Source organism: Alteribacter natronophilus (genome assembly GCF_006007885.1).
GTDB classification, from domain to species: Bacteria; Bacillota; Bacilli; order Bacillales; family Salisediminibacteriaceae; genus Alteribacter; species Alteribacter natronophilus.
Genome location: NZ_VCRO01000001.1, coordinates 1,165,983 through 1,179,477, shown reverse-complemented (window position 1 = coordinate 1,179,477; position 13,495 = coordinate 1,165,983). Strand labels below are relative to the sequence as shown.

Here is a 13,495-nt window from a genome sequence, read left to right as displayed (position 1 = left end):
ACTAAACCTACGTCCGATGAAAAAGAGGGGGATGATCATGGACGAACGCAAACCACGTAACGAGCGTACGGATTTGCGGCTTGTGGAAGAGGAGCGGGACCACGGTTACTACGACCGTGAAACCGACCAGGCCCATGAATACAAGGAAGAAACCTCTGCAGAGTACGTTCCGAATCCGGGCCTTGCCGACAGCTCTTTTAACAGAGAAGCTGACGATGGGGAAGCGGATTTCGAGGATACGGCTTCGCAGGATGACGGGAAAGGGATGGGTGCTATTGGTGTGGCACTTGCCCTTGTCAGTCTTTTCTTCCTGCCGGTAATCCTTGGTGCTGCGGCCATTGTGCTCGGCTTTATCACGCGGGCTAAAGGACATGCAGCGCTCGGGTATACGGCGATTGGTATCGGTGCCTTCTCCATTATTATCAGTCTGTTTATGTCACCGTTTTTCTAACCGCCTGAACTGAAGTTTCAGCGGCAGCCTCACATGGCTCCACAGGATAGCACCAAAAAAGAGTGCCCCCGAGGCTTCTGGCCTTGCGGGGGCACCCTTTACATAAAAAATCTGCTTCACGGACAGCCGAATAGGGAGGCTGCTCTTTACTTAAAGTTTCGCCTTTTCCGCTGCTGCTTCTGCTTCTTTTTTGCGCTGTTCCTCGTAGTGTGCCTCTGCCAGCTTGTCGATTTCCTTTTTCAGCTCGTCGACCATGATTTCCTCCGGTACTTTCCGGATAATTTCACCGTGACGGAAGAGAAGGCCTTCTCCGCGCGCACCGGCAATGCCGATGTCTGCTTCTTTTGCCTCTCCCGGCCCGTTAACGGCGCAGCCGAGAACACTTACTTTGATCGGTGCATGAATCTGCTGAATGTATTCCTCTACCTCATTGGCGATACTGATGAGATCAATCTCAATCCGTCCACATGTCGGGCATGAAATAAGTGTAGCTGCATTTGCTGCAAGACCGAAAGTCTTAAGGAGTTCCTTGGCTACTTTTACCTCTTCAACAGGGTCGGCACTGAGGCTGATTCGCATGGTATTTCCGATCCCTTTGTTCAGGATTACCCCGAGGCCGGCGGAACTTTTAACCGTTCCGGCAAAAAGTGTACCCGATTCGGTAATACCAAGATGAAGAGGGTAGTCGAACGCCTGAGCCGCTTTTTCGTAGGCTTCCACTGCAAGGTTCACGTCGGATGCCTTCATGCTGACAATAATGTCGTGGAAGTCCAGGTCCTCAAGGATTTTAATATGGTGAAGGGCACTTTCCACCATACCGTCAGCCGTCGGATAGCCGTACTTTTCGAGGATCCGTTTCTCGAGTGAGCCGGCGTTGACACCGATCCGGATCGGGATCTTCTTTTCCTTGGCTGCGTTGACGACAGCTTCCACCTTTTCACGGCGTCCGATGTTACCCGGGTTGATCCGGATCTTGTCGGCACCGCCTTCGATGGCCTTGAGCGCCAGCTTGTAGTCAAAATGAATGTCCACAACGAGTGGAATGCTGATCTGCTTTTTAATTTCCGGGATCGCTTCTGCAGCACGCATATCCGGACAGGCGACGCGGACAACCTGGCATCCTGCTTCCTCGAGCCGTTTGATTTCCGCTACGGTTGCTTCAACATCGTGGGTTTTGGACATGGTCATACTCTGGATAATGACTTCGTCGTTTCCGCCGATGGTAAGTGGTCCAACCTGTACCGGGCGCGTATTCTTGCGATGGGTAATCTGGGTCACTGAATCATCGCCCCTTTTATGATTATGGATAGAATTCGAAAAATAGTGTCCTCACACATTGTATCAACGCTTCAGGATACTGGCAAGGACTTCAATTCGAATCAGGGGGCCTGTCCCGATGCGTTGGATGCATCCGGGTAAAGAGGAAACCGGTACGTCTGTCCGGTCTGAATCGCGTGGGCATCGGTTTCAGGGTTCAACCGTTCAAAATCAGTGACGATTCTCTCGAAATTCGCTTCTATAACCTGACCCTGGTGAAGGGCCTGGACGATGGTATAAACGGTGTGACCGGACTGGACGATCACTTCCTGATAAGGTGGTTCTTCAGGTTCCTGAGGAGCTGGAACGGCCTCACCTGCAGGCTCGTCCTGCTGTTCGGCAGCAGGCGGGGCGCTTTGGTCGGGTAATGTCCCCTCTGTGAGATCATAATAAACACTGAAAGCCAGGACCACCACCAGGCTGAATAGGAAAAACTGCTTCATGCCATCCACCTCCTGAAATTCGGAATATATATCCAGGCTATGCTTGTCCACCCCGATCTAGAACCGGACGTTTCCGGAGAGGGGAGGGTGTGATCTTACCTGAACAAATACATAGTGCTGATGAAAGAAAAAAACGACTAACAGGAGAAAGGAGACCATCCCATGAACAGACGTGAAAAAATCATCGTATTTATGCTGGGGCTGCTTCCTTTTCTCATGGTGATCGGCAACTCCATGTTTATTCCCCTCCTGCCGACGATGGAAGTGGACTTAAATATCACAACAGTGCAGTCCGGGCTGATTCTGACAGTTTTTTCGGTGCCGGCTGCACTGGCGATTCCGTTCATGGGAATTATTTCGGACAGAGTAGGCAGGAAAAAGACCGTCCTCTGGTCGCTTGCCATCATCGCCTTCGGAAGTGCCGTATGCGCTATTGCAGTCCTTTTTTACGGCCCGGCTGCTTATGCGTGGCTGCTGGCGGGGCGGTTTATACAGGGAATCGGGGCAGGAGGGACCGCCTCTCTTGCCATGGCGTTTATCGGTGATCAGTTTACCGGCCAAAAAAGGAGTACGGCACTGGGGGCAATGGAGGTGTTTAACGGGCTTGGGAAAGCGCTCAGTCCCCTTCTCGGGGCAGCAGCGGCGCTCATACTGTGGACAGGCACCTTCTGGATTTACTTGGTTCTCGCCCTTCTTGCTCTTCTTGGAATCGGACGTTACATACCCGGCAGTGTTCTGCAGAAACCCCAGATGAGCATCCCTGTTTATCTCCGTACAGTCGGGGAGGCAGTCAGGCGTGAGGGAAGGTGGCTCATCCCCGTTATGGTGGCAGGAGGGACGGCACTTTTTGTGCTGTTCGGACTACTCGTTTACCTGAGCTACGAGATAGAGCGGGTTTACGGGTTCGGAGGGGCGGTGAAAGGAGTGATCATCGCGATTCCTCTCACTGTTTTTACGATTGCTTCCTATTACGCAGGGAAGAAGACCGGAAGCGACGCAGGGAGGATCCGGACTTTTCTGACCCTGGGGTTCCTCCTCATTCTCGCCCCACTTTCAGCAGCCCTCGTCTGGCATACGTTTTACCTGACTCTCATTTACATGATTACGCTGGCTGCGGGAATCGGCTTTCTGCTTCCCTGCTGTAACCTGCTCGTTACATTTGCCGTCTCATCTAGTGAAAGGGGGATGGTGGTCTCTTTTTATCATACAGTCCGCTTCCTTGGTGTGGCGTTTGGACCGGTTGTCTACAGCGCCTGGATGTTTGATGAGTGGGGAATGTATGCACGCTCGCTCGTTCTGGTGGCGGGGGCTGCGGTCTGGCTCCGTTTCACGATAACCGGAACAGATCCTGTTACAGAGGAAGCGTAGAAGGTTTTTTAAACAACAAGAAGTGAAAGGCGCTGTGAATGGAAAGCGTCGGCCTGCAGCAAAATTCTTTAAAGCAACTTAAAATCGCAGGCTGTAAAAAACCAAATTATATATAGTAAACTAAACACATAGAGAGAGGCCGTTCTTTTGGCCCGGAAGGAGAAATGGGAAAGATGAAATCATTTGTTGTTAAAAGCATGATGGTGATGTTCGCAGGCTGGTTTGCTTTTGCCGGAACCGGGTTTGCCGATGCCGCACCGGGGGATGTGATCGTCACACTCGGGGAAGACCTGAACAGTGACCAGCGCGCACAGCTGCTTGACGAAATGGATGTCAATGAAGATGACGTGCTGATGGTGGAAGTAACGAACGAAGAAGAGCACCATTACTTAGGTGAATACATCTCAGCGAGCCGGATCGGAAGCAACGCCCTTTCATCCACAAAAATCACCCTCCTTGAAGAAGGCGAAGGGGTAAACGTGGAAACGAACCGGATCGACTGGGTAACAGAAGCGATGTACGCGAATGCCCTCGTGACAGCAGGGGTGGAGGATGCGGATATTTACGTTACAGCCCCGTTTAACGTAAGCGGAACTGCGGCGCTTACGGGTCTGATCAAAGCGTACGAACTATCCACCGATGAAGTGATTCCAGAAGAGCAGAAGCAGGTAGCCAACGAAGAGATGGTTAAAACTGCGGAGCTCGGGGAAAATGTCGGCGTGGATAAAGCGGCCGAACTGATGACACGGATCAAGGAGGAAATTGCTGAAGGAAACGTGGAAACGGAGGAGGACCTCCGGGACCTTATTGACCGGGTTGCCCATGAACTCGGTATTGAGCTCACGGAAGAGGAAATGAACGGTCTCGTTTCCCTGTTCCAGCGGATGCAGAACCTTGATATCGACTGGAACCAGGTTCAGGACCAGATTGGAAAGATCCGTGATAACCTGAGCGAGTTTCTTGCCAGTGAAGAAGGGCAGGGTCTGATTGACTCGATCCTGAATTTCTTCAATTCACTCATCGATGCGATCCGCAGCTGGGCTACGAATATGGTGATGGCGTTCAGGCAGTAGTATAGTTTTAGAAGGAAAAATGGCTCCGCTGACGCGGGGCTTTTTTGATTGATTTATTTTGAGCAGAAGCTCCGCTGCACGCTGTCCGCTCGCTTTCCGCGGCGGTGGCGATGAGCCTCCTCGTGCCGGCGCACTGCGGGGTCTCATCTTGCCCCCCACTGCCGCAGGAGTCTCGCTGCCAGCGTTTCGCTCCGCATATAACCAAAAAATTCCTGCAGTGGAACTACACTGTGCGTTCTTACTAAGATCATTTAACCTCAAAGAATAAATTGGGAGTTACTTTTGTATTTTAATTATATGTGTGAAACCTTTCGCGGCAGTGCACCGTATATAAACTGTACTCAGTAATCTGTTATGATGGAAGTAATGAATATTTCAACTGCAGGGAGGAAAAACCGATGGATATACTCGAATCTGCAACGATAGGTTTTCTGGTTGTGTTCCTTGGAACGCTTTTTGTGTTCGGTGAAATTATGGTCCGGGCAAAAGGGCTTTTCGGAATTCTCGGAATTGCGATCATGAGCCTTTATTTCTCCTACCACCTGTCACCTGATCTCGGTATGTGGGTCGTACTGCTGTACGTGATCGGTTTGACGCTGATTATCTTTGATGGCAAAGTGACGACCGATGGCACGATCGCTGTCGTTGGTGTCCTGCTCATGATTTTAGGTCTGTCTCTGCCGACACCGGGAATCGTGTACGGAACACTGGTGGCCTTTGCCCTTATACTCGCTGTACCGACATCGTTTCTGTTCACTAAAGTGTTTCCATCCCGCAATTTGTGGGATAAGATGACACTTAAAGACAAGCTCGGAGATGAGGAAGGCTACAATTCCATGAACGAATCCTATAAGGACCTTGTCGGAAAAACCGGCGTAACGAAGACGCCTTTCCGTCCAACCGGTACGATTGAAGTCGAAGGAAAACTCTATAGTGCAACTTCCGACAACCAGTGGATCAAAGCTGACGAGAAAATCAAAGTCATCAGCGTGGACGGTACCCGGATCGTTGTTGTCCAGGAGAGCTGATTTTGAGGAAAAATAAGAAATACTCAGGGAGACGGCCATAGGGCTGTCTCTTTTCCACTTGTTAACGAGCTTTTACCAATTAAGTGAGTATGTTCGAATGGTTCTTTAGGCCTATTTTGATAATTGTGACAATTTTCTGCATAATTTTACTATTACTTTTGTATATAATCGGGGTATATCGAAACGTTCTGTAAGGTGTATCTATTTTACAAGTATCGCTAAAACATTATTACAGAATCTTTGTAATGGGGGATGAATGGGTGTGAAAGATTTGTTTGGTGTAAGATCCTCCCTCTAGTTAAAGGCAAACCATCCGAAAGGGCGGGACGCAAAGCTACGGGTCTAAGGCAGATGCTGCTAAGGCCGCCGGGTTGTCTAGTGGGGAATAACTTGAGGAGGGGATTGGCTTGAACGCTGGAGCTGAGCGGACGGAAAAGTGGGACGAAGAATGGGAACAGTTGATAAGACAGGCAAAGGAACTGGGTTTAAGTGCTGAAGAAGTAAGGGATTTCTTAAAGAAAAGTTTACATAGCGAGTACTGCCCTTAATTAGAGGCGCACTTCTGTTGTAGCAGAAGTGTTTTTTTTTGGAACAAATAAATTAAATAAAAGGACCCCAAAGAAATATGAAGTCCAAGGATTGAATGTATGTTTATTTTTTCATCTTCCACTTATTAAACTCCAGGAAATCACGGAACTCTTCTTTTGAAACCCCGGATTCCATCGCTTCGTGTACTAGTTTGCGCCACTCGTCGTCCATGGCGGCATCAGCCTCACTGGTACTGCCTTCGTTTGGGTTATCCTTCAGGAGGTGGTCCACAGATATATCGAGAACGGAGGAGACCTTTTCGAGAAACTGGATCGACGGGTTTGACTGAATGTCCCGCTCGATGGAGCTTAAATAGGATTTGGCTACACCGGCGCGCTGGGCGAGCTCGGTAAGTGAAATGCCTTTTTCTTTCCGGTATTTTTTTACGCGTTCTCCGATCATTGGACAAAACCCCTTTTAAAAAATTGGAGCGTTTCATTTCTATATATTTTCGTACGCTTAGTGTTCGCTATGTCGGTGAAAGTGTTCACTGCTGTTCGCTCTAAAATAAATATAGCACAACTTTTTACCTGTGACACATTTTGTCACAATTTTTTGTACGAATTTGTGTAAAATAGTTCTTTTCCATGCAGGAAAGAAAAAAACCGGAGCCACAGCCAGCTCCGGTTTTTACACTCTACTGTTCGGTTGTATCTCCATAGGAAGGTTCTTCCTTCTTCGGTTTCGGAATGTTTTTAAGCACCTGGAACAGAAGGACGATGGCAATTGTCCAGTAGATGGCAAACTGGAACGGAATGACCATCGGAAGTGCGTTAAGGAATGCGGTAATCATTGTCGGCAGTGTCACTGTAAAGGCTGACAGCACCCACAGGTGTTTGTATGTCAGGTTCGGCAGGCCGGCTGTTTTACGGAAAATGAGTCCAAGCAGCGCAAGGAAGGTGACTCCGATAAATTTACTTGCTGTGTAGAACAGGTACATAAGGACAACGATGAGGCTAATAATAAGCCATATCATCCCGGATACGGCTTCGACAAGGTCCTGGGCTTCATCTTTTGTCAGGTTCAGTCCGAAGTCTGCGTAATTAACTGTCTCGGGATCGCCCCCGGTAACGAGCACTGCATCTTCCTGTAGAAGGGCTAGAGCGTCACCGTACTGAAGAACATCGTCTACCGAAAGGTCACCGGTAGGATCAATGATGATGGTCTGGCCATCCTGCTCCTCTATGTATTCCTCATCCAGGTCGGGAGATGACAGGGTTCCATCCTGTATCTCGAAATAAGGAAGCTCATCACTCAGCTGTTCATCGAGGCCGGTTACAAGTGAATGCACCGTCATACTGAAAGAGACCGCAATCGGTGTAATGGCAATCAGCATGAGAAGAAAAATGTATCCGATCGCCCGGCCGATTTTCTGCTGGCGGAACTTTGCGATCGTTGATGGAGAATAAAGGCTGACCATAAACTGCTTGAAAATATTCATCTGCATACTCCTTTTGGTCTATAGATATGTATTCTCTTCCATTTTAATCGATCTCCCAGGTGAGTACAATCATTCCTTACATAAATAACTGTCTGGCGTCAGTGCAGGGGGCTGTGCCCTTATTTTACCGCCTGTTATTAATCTTAATAAAATCTTTACAATTCATTAATAGAACATTAATACTCCGGGAGTACAGTGGAGAGCGTTGGGAAAAGAAATCATTTTAACTTCATGAAATAGTAGACGACAAGGGGATGAGACATTTGTCAACGCAGGAAATCGTGTTTATGTTTATCGGCGGACTCGCCATCTTCCTTTTTGGAATCAAGTTTTTAGGTGACGGACTCCAGAAAGTGGCGGGGGACAAGCTCCGCGACATCCTGGAGAAGTTCACAAGCAATCCAATTATGGGTGTACTTACAGGGATCGTTGTTACCGTGCTCCTTCAGACGAGTACCGGTGCAACAGTACTTACAATCGGGCTTGTAAACGCCGGATTTCTCACGTTCCGCCAGGCGATCGGTGTTATTATGGGTGCCAACATCGGAACCACGGCTACGGCATTTATTATCGGACTTAACATTTCAGAATACGCACTTCCGGTACTCGCACTCGGAACGTTTCTCATCTTCTTTATTAAAAATAAAAAAGCAAACAACTTCGGCCAGGTATTTTTCGGATTCGGGGCTCTCTTTTACGGTCTGAGCCTCATGGGTGACGGCCTGCGTCCGCTTCGTGATCTGGAGATTTTCCGTGAGCTTACGATCAGCATGAGTGAGACGCCGATTCTCGGTGTACTGATCGGGATCATCTTTACGGTGAGTGTCCAGAGTTCCACGGCCTCAATCGGTCTCCTGCAGCAGCTTTATACGCAGGGCGCAATGGACCTGTCAGCAGCACTGCCGGTTCTTTTCGGGGATAACATCGGAACGACGATTACCGCAGTTCTCGCCGCGCTCGGTGCTTCACTTGCGGCAAAAAGAGCGGCAGCAGCCCACGTCATATTTAACTTGGTAGGAACAATTATCATATTAACCATAATCAGGCCTTATACTGCGTTTATCGCCAGCATGGGTGAAAGGTTCAACCTGAATCCTGCAATGGAAATCGCCTTTGCCCACGGGATCTTTAACGGTGCAAACGTGCTGCTTCAGCTTCCGTTCATCGGAGTGATTGCGTGGATCATTCTTAAGGTTATTCCGGGTAAAGAAACAGAAATTGAGTTTAAGGCCCAGCACCTGGATCCGGCCATTGTCGGACAGTCATCGTCCATCGCTCTTGGCCAGGCCAAAAAAGAAACGCTCCGCATGGCAGAGCTTGCCCAGCAGGGGCTCAGTGAAGCAGGTGCCTTTGTTGACACGAAAAAGACACGTCACGCAGAACTGACCTATCAGTTTGAAGATGCGATCAACAATCTGGACCGTAAGATTACCGATTATCTCGTCCAGGTGTCTACGAACTCACTCTCGGATGACGAGTCAAGAGTTCATTCCACACTTATGAACACCGTCCGTGACCTTGAACGGGTCGGGGATCATATGGAGAACATTGTGGAGCTTACGGAGTACCAGATTACAAACAAAGTCAAAATTTCCGAGCTTGCCATGCAGGATCTTAAGGAAATGCTTGAGCTTACGAACGAAACGCTTCAGCAGGCTGTTGAATCGCTTGAAAACGACGACCTGATGGCAGCCCGTTCAGTAGTGCTTAAAGAGGAAAAAATCGATAAAATGGAACGCCAGCTCCGGAAAAAGCACATTATCCGTCTCAACGAAGGCAAGTGCAGCGGTGCGGCAGGCATCATCTTTGTCGATATGATCAGCAACCTTGAGCGGATCGGTGACCACGCGGTGAACATCGCCGAAACGGTCATTGGAGAGGAAGACTAAAAGAAATTTTTTCCGGGAGGGGCCTTGGCGCTCCTCCTTTTTTTGTGTATAGTAAAAGAGCTGAACATATTCTTTTAGAGTTTTGATGATTCTGCAAAAAAACAATTGACTTCTTTTTGTAATACATGCTAAGATATTCAATGTCTTTGAAAGAAATACTTTTTGCGGCGGTGTAGCTCAGCTGGCTAGAGCGTACGGTTCATACCCGTGAGGTCGGGGGTTCGATTCCCTCCGCCGCTACCATCTAAAGGACCCTTAGCTCAGTTGGTTAGAGCAGACGGCTCATAACCGTCCGGTCGTAGGTTCGAGTCCTACAGGGTCCACCAAAATATCCGTTACATACATGCCTCGTTTTAACGGCGGCGCTTACGGAGGAATACCCAAGTCCGGCTGAAGGGATCGGTCTTGAAAACCGACAGGGGCTTCACGGCCCGCGGGGGTTCGAATCCCTCTTCCTCCGCCATACTTACAATCAACGATTTACGTGTTCTTTTAAAAGAGCATGTAGATCGTTTTTTATTGGTTTTTTTCGTATAGATTGCTTTTACCAAGTAATGTTATGAAGCGCAAGGCGGCCACTCCGAGGGGAAAGGGCGATCTTCCCGAGGAGGCTGAGGCCCTGCCCGCGGAAAGTGTCCGCCTGTGCAGCCTCACAGCAATCTTTCCGAAAAGAAAGTTCTTATTTTCATAAAACCTCCCTCGCACCAGGCGTTTAGCGTGAGTCGATCCGGGGGAGGGGGTATACTATACAGGAAACGAGGATGGTGACATCAATGAATTTACAGGTGAAAAAAGAAGCGCGGCAGGTCATTCTTGATAGTCTTGCCGTTACAGGTGAAGCAATTGTGGAAATAGAACACGATACAGACGGCTGCGGCTGTGTCGTAAGCGGCGTGGCACGGCTCGTACAGCTGGTGGAAAAGCCGGAAAAATATGAAACGCTCACGTCGGATCTTGAAGGCGTGACCTTCGTTATGGATCCGCAGGTAAGCGTCTTTTTTGATACGGATATCATCATCGATCACCAGAACGGCAGGCTCCAGCTGAAAAGTCCGAACGAGATGCTCAACCCGCGTCTGAAACTCGTGCCCCTCAGCGCATAAATGAATTAGTCACAGCGGTCGGCTCATTGCCGTAAAGCACCCAGACTGTGATCCCGAGAGTGATGCAGTAAACAGCAAACCAGGAAAGCCTGGTGCGCTGAACCATGCCGATGAGCCAGCGGATCCCTACAAGGGCAAACGCGAAAGCACTGATAAAAGCGACTGCCAGACTCAGTGGGCTGGTGGAAGCGAGCGTTTCCATGGAGGTCACTTTCAAGAGCGTCAGACCACTTATAATCGGAATCGAGAGTAGGAAGGAGTACCTGAGTGCTTCTTCCTTTTTCAGACCGAGCATCATTGCTCCGACGAGGGTGCTGCCGGCCCGGGAGATCCCCGGAATTACAGCGATTGCCTGAGCAACGCCGATCCAGCACGCATCCCTTATCGTAATATCCCCTTTCGCCTTTCGTTCCTTAAACCCTCCGTGTTCAATGAAAATAAGAAAGATTCCAGTAATGATGAGGGCGGCTGCGATCAGGGAAAAGTTCGTAATACCGCTTCCGAGCGAATTTTCCAGCATTTTTCCAATACCGAAAGTAACAGCAGTGGAGATGAGAAGGAGCATGACGAACCGGAAGTCGTTCTTATACGCCTGCTCTCTTTTAAAGAGGTAAATGCCTGTCTTTTTCATAAGGGAGAGAAGGTCTGACCGGAAATAAACGAGTACGGCGAGAAGCGAGGCGAAGTGAAGAAGGATTTCAAAAGTCAGGGTTGGATCGTAATAGGAAATGCCCAGCACCTTTTCGGCGATGAGAAGGTGGGCGGAGCTTGAAATAGGGAGGAATTCACTGATTCCCTGGACAAATCCGATGATCAGCGCTTCGTACCAAGTCATGGGACTAACCCCTTTCTATCATAACAGTCTCGTCCTATATATATGGCCTGTCCGGGGGGATATACCGGAAACGTAGTTCAGATTACTTTGTTCACTTGTATCTGGAGCGAAAGGCGGCGACTCCTGCTGGAAAAGCATCGACTGAAGACACCGGAGGGTGCTCTTCCCGAGGAGGCTGAAGTGATGCCCGCGGAAAGCGTCCGCCTGCAGCAAAATGTGACTTATACTTTGGACAAGATAAAATTAAGCATCACCATTGAAGAAACCTTGTTTTCATCGGGAGATAACTGACTATACTGCAAAGTGTTTAACGTTTGAATACCACGGGTATATCTGGTAATGTAAAACCGTAGAGCACAGTAAGGGCTCTGCGCTTTCAGGCTGTCTTCAGTCACGGTGAAAATGAGGTGGTCCCACCTCATTCACATAAAAGCTACATATTATAATAAGGAGGAGATTTACGATGGCATTTACACTTCCAGAACTACCTTACACACACGACGCTCTTACACCGCACATTGATGAAGAAACGATGAAGATTCACCACGGGAAGCACCATAACACGTACGTTACGAAGCTGAACAGTGCACTTGAAGGGCATTCCGACCTTCAGAACAAAAGCATTGAAGAACTTCTGAGCGACCTTGATGCACTTCCTGAAGACGTTCGCGGACCGGTCCGCAACAACGGCGGCGGTCATTACAACCACACGCTCTTCTGGCAGATCATGAGCCCGAATGGCGGCGGCGCACCGACTGGTGAACTTGCTGATGCAATCAACAGTGCCTTCGGAAGCTTCGACAAATTCAAGGAAGAATTCAAAAACGCTGCACTTGCACGTTTTGGTTCCGGCTGGTCCTGGCTCGTTGTTAATAACGGTCAGCTTGAAGTTACAAGCACGCTTAACCAGGACACTCCTCTTTCAGAAGGTAAAACACCAATCCTTGGTGTAGACGTATGGGAGCATGCGTACTACCTGAAGTATCAGAACAAGCGTCCTGACTATGTGGATGCATTCTTCAACGTAATCAACTGGGAAGAAGTCCAGAATCGTTACGCTGACGCTAAGTAATCATTTTACAGAGCCGTTTCGGGTACAACCCGGAGCGGCTTTTTACATAGGTGTAACGGGAGCGGCCGGTTTGACGACTGAAAAAGCAGGAACATTCTGAAAAAAAGGGGCGCGGGGGAATGCTTAAAACAGTCGTCTTCTTATGCACTCTGTTTCTGTTTACTGCCGGATGCGGGCAGGAAGCAGGGAATATAGACGGTGCCGTGGAAGAAGAATATGATCAGTCCGGGGAATATAATGGGGAAGACGGGCAAGTTGGCAGTGAAGACAAAGCAGAACCAGAAACACCGGAAGCGGACGAGGAGTACGGTGAAGAGGATGGGAATGCCGACCGCAGCGGAGCGGACGGTGAGAATGAACAAAACGAAAAAAACGAGGAGGCGGACATGACGGATTACACGGTATTGGATCACAAAAGCGCAGCAGCATACCCTGAAGTAAAAAGCTATCTATCCAGACTCGTACAGAATACGGATCTGAAAGGCTACAGAACGTTTGAAGTCTCAGACGGATGGGTGCTCGTCGTATCAACCGGCATGCGGCCGACAGGAGGCTTTTCGCTTCACGTTGACGACGTGGAACATACTGAATCAGGAGTAACCGTCCTGGTCCGTGAAAAAAAGCCGGAGCCCGGTGCGATGGTCACGCAGGCACTGACAAACCCGGCAGTGGCTCTGCACTTTCATAACCAGGAAGTGCCTGAATCCATAACAGTCAGGGAAACGATGAGCGGGGAAGCCTTTCCGCACTGGCAGGAGAGCGCTGGAACTGAAGAGATGTAGTCGTATGAAGGGCCCGACTGGGGCTCTTTTTTGTGTATACAGGAGGAGCCGTTATTACTCGTGCAGTATTATTGGTGTGAATTGTTTTTCAGCCGGTAATGCCCA

At 49.2% G+C, this 13,495-nt stretch carries 14 protein-coding genes, 3 tRNA genes and 1 riboswitch; of the genes, 12 read left to right on the top strand and 5 right to left on the bottom strand.

Going from position 1 to position 13,495, the window contains the following annotated elements:
* Window positions 1-37: 37 nt before the first annotated feature.
* Window positions 38-451 (top strand): MFS transporter, encoded by a 414-nt coding sequence (locus tag FGB90_RS05960; RefSeq protein ID WP_138809606.1) that lies wholly within the window; start codon window positions 38-40, stop codon window positions 449-451.
* Window positions 452-601: 150 nt separating this feature from the next.
* Here FGB90_RS05960 and ispG read toward each other — a convergent pair whose 3' ends face one another.
* On the bottom strand, window positions 602-1,729 hold the full coding sequence (gene ispG / locus FGB90_RS05955) for a flavodoxin-dependent (E)-4-hydroxy-3-methylbut-2-enyl-diphosphate synthase (protein ID WP_138809605.1): 1,128 nt from the start codon (window positions 1,727-1,729) through the stop codon (window positions 602-604).
* Between the two features lie 101 nt (window positions 1,730-1,830).
* The gene (gene yqfZ / locus FGB90_RS05950) at window positions 1,831-2,211 is read right to left on the bottom strand and encodes a protein YqfZ (protein WP_138809604.1); all 381 of its coding nucleotides are present in this window, start codon (window positions 2,209-2,211) and stop codon (window positions 1,831-1,833) included.
* Between the two features lie 162 nt (window positions 2,212-2,373).
* Here yqfZ and FGB90_RS05945 point away from each other — a divergent pair, with 162 nt between their 5' ends.
* The 4 genes from FGB90_RS05945 to FGB90_RS05930 all read left to right on the top strand — a co-directional run bounded on the left by FGB90_RS05945 (window position 2,374) and on the right by FGB90_RS05930 (window position 6,228).
* On the top strand, window positions 2,374-3,579 hold the full coding sequence (locus FGB90_RS05945; RefSeq protein WP_138809603.1) for an MFS transporter: 1,206 nt from the start codon (window positions 2,374-2,376) through the stop codon (window positions 3,577-3,579).
* 173 nt (window positions 3,580-3,752) lie between these two features.
* The gene (locus FGB90_RS05940; protein ID WP_138809602.1) at window positions 3,753-4,652 is read left to right on the top strand and encodes a DUF1002 domain-containing protein; all 900 of its coding nucleotides are present in this window, start codon (window positions 3,753-3,755) and stop codon (window positions 4,650-4,652) included.
* A 398-nt stretch (window positions 4,653-5,050) separates the two neighbouring features.
* On the top strand, window positions 5,051-5,680 hold the full coding sequence (locus FGB90_RS05935) for an NfeD family protein (protein ID WP_138809601.1): 630 nt from the start codon (window positions 5,051-5,053) through the stop codon (window positions 5,678-5,680).
* Window positions 5,681-5,973: 293 nt separating this feature from the next.
* A riboswitch (cyclic di-GMP riboswitch) is annotated at window positions 5,974-6,059 on the top strand.
* Between the two features lie 28 nt (window positions 6,060-6,087).
* A complete protein-coding gene (locus FGB90_RS05930; RefSeq protein ID WP_138809600.1) occupies window positions 6,088-6,228 on the top strand; it encodes an anti-repressor SinI family protein in 141 nt (46 codons plus the stop codon).
* A gap of 103 nt (window positions 6,229-6,331) precedes the next feature.
* Here the strand turns inward: FGB90_RS05930 and FGB90_RS05925 are convergent, their stop codons facing one another.
* Both FGB90_RS05925 and FGB90_RS05920 read right to left on the bottom strand, forming a co-directional pair.
* Entirely contained in the window at window positions 6,332-6,670 is a 339-nt protein-coding gene (locus FGB90_RS05925; RefSeq protein ID WP_138809599.1) for a helix-turn-helix domain-containing protein, read from the bottom strand.
* Window positions 6,671-6,905: 235 nt separating this feature from the next.
* On the bottom strand, window positions 6,906-7,709 hold the full coding sequence (locus tag FGB90_RS05920) for a DUF1189 domain-containing protein (protein WP_171051717.1): 804 nt from the start codon (window positions 7,707-7,709) through the stop codon (window positions 6,906-6,908).
* 254 nt (window positions 7,710-7,963) lie between these two features.
* Between FGB90_RS05920 and FGB90_RS05915 the strand changes: the two genes are divergently transcribed.
* The 5 genes from FGB90_RS05915 (at window position 7,964) to FGB90_RS05895 (ending at window position 10,701) form a co-directional block, all read left to right on the top strand.
* Window positions 7,964-9,598, top strand: coding sequence for a Na/Pi cotransporter family protein (locus tag FGB90_RS05915; RefSeq protein ID WP_138809597.1), 1,635 nt, complete (start codon window positions 7,964-7,966; stop codon window positions 9,596-9,598).
* Between the two features lie 166 nt (window positions 9,599-9,764).
* Window positions 9,765-9,841: transfer RNA gene (locus FGB90_RS05910), tRNA-Met, on the top strand.
* A gap of 6 nt (window positions 9,842-9,847) precedes the next feature.
* Window positions 9,848-9,924, top strand: a tRNA-Ile gene (locus FGB90_RS05905).
* A gap of 44 nt (window positions 9,925-9,968) precedes the next feature.
* Window positions 9,969-10,061, top strand: a tRNA-Ser gene (locus tag FGB90_RS05900).
* A gap of 310 nt (window positions 10,062-10,371) precedes the next feature.
* Window positions 10,372-10,701, top strand: a complete 330-nt coding sequence (locus FGB90_RS05895; protein WP_171051716.1) for an iron-sulfur cluster biosynthesis family protein — start codon at window positions 10,372-10,374, stop codon at window positions 10,699-10,701.
* Here the strand turns inward: FGB90_RS05895 and FGB90_RS05890 are convergent.
* Window positions 10,691-11,536, bottom strand: coding sequence for an undecaprenyl-diphosphate phosphatase (locus FGB90_RS05890; RefSeq protein ID WP_138809595.1), 846 nt, complete (start codon window positions 11,534-11,536; stop codon window positions 10,691-10,693). The two genes, FGB90_RS05895 and FGB90_RS05890, sit on opposite strands and share 11 nt — an antisense overlap.
* Before the next feature lie 463 nt (window positions 11,537-11,999).
* Between FGB90_RS05890 and FGB90_RS05885 the strand changes: the two genes are divergently transcribed.
* Complete coding sequence (locus FGB90_RS05885; protein ID WP_138809594.1) at window positions 12,000-12,608, top strand: superoxide dismutase; 609 nt, start codon at window positions 12,000-12,002, stop codon at window positions 12,606-12,608.
* Between the two features lie 119 nt (window positions 12,609-12,727).
* Window positions 12,728-13,390, top strand: a complete 663-nt coding sequence (locus tag FGB90_RS05880) for a protease complex subunit PrcB family protein (protein ID WP_138809593.1) — start codon at window positions 12,728-12,730, stop codon at window positions 13,388-13,390.
* Window positions 13,391-13,495: the final 105 nt, after the last annotated feature.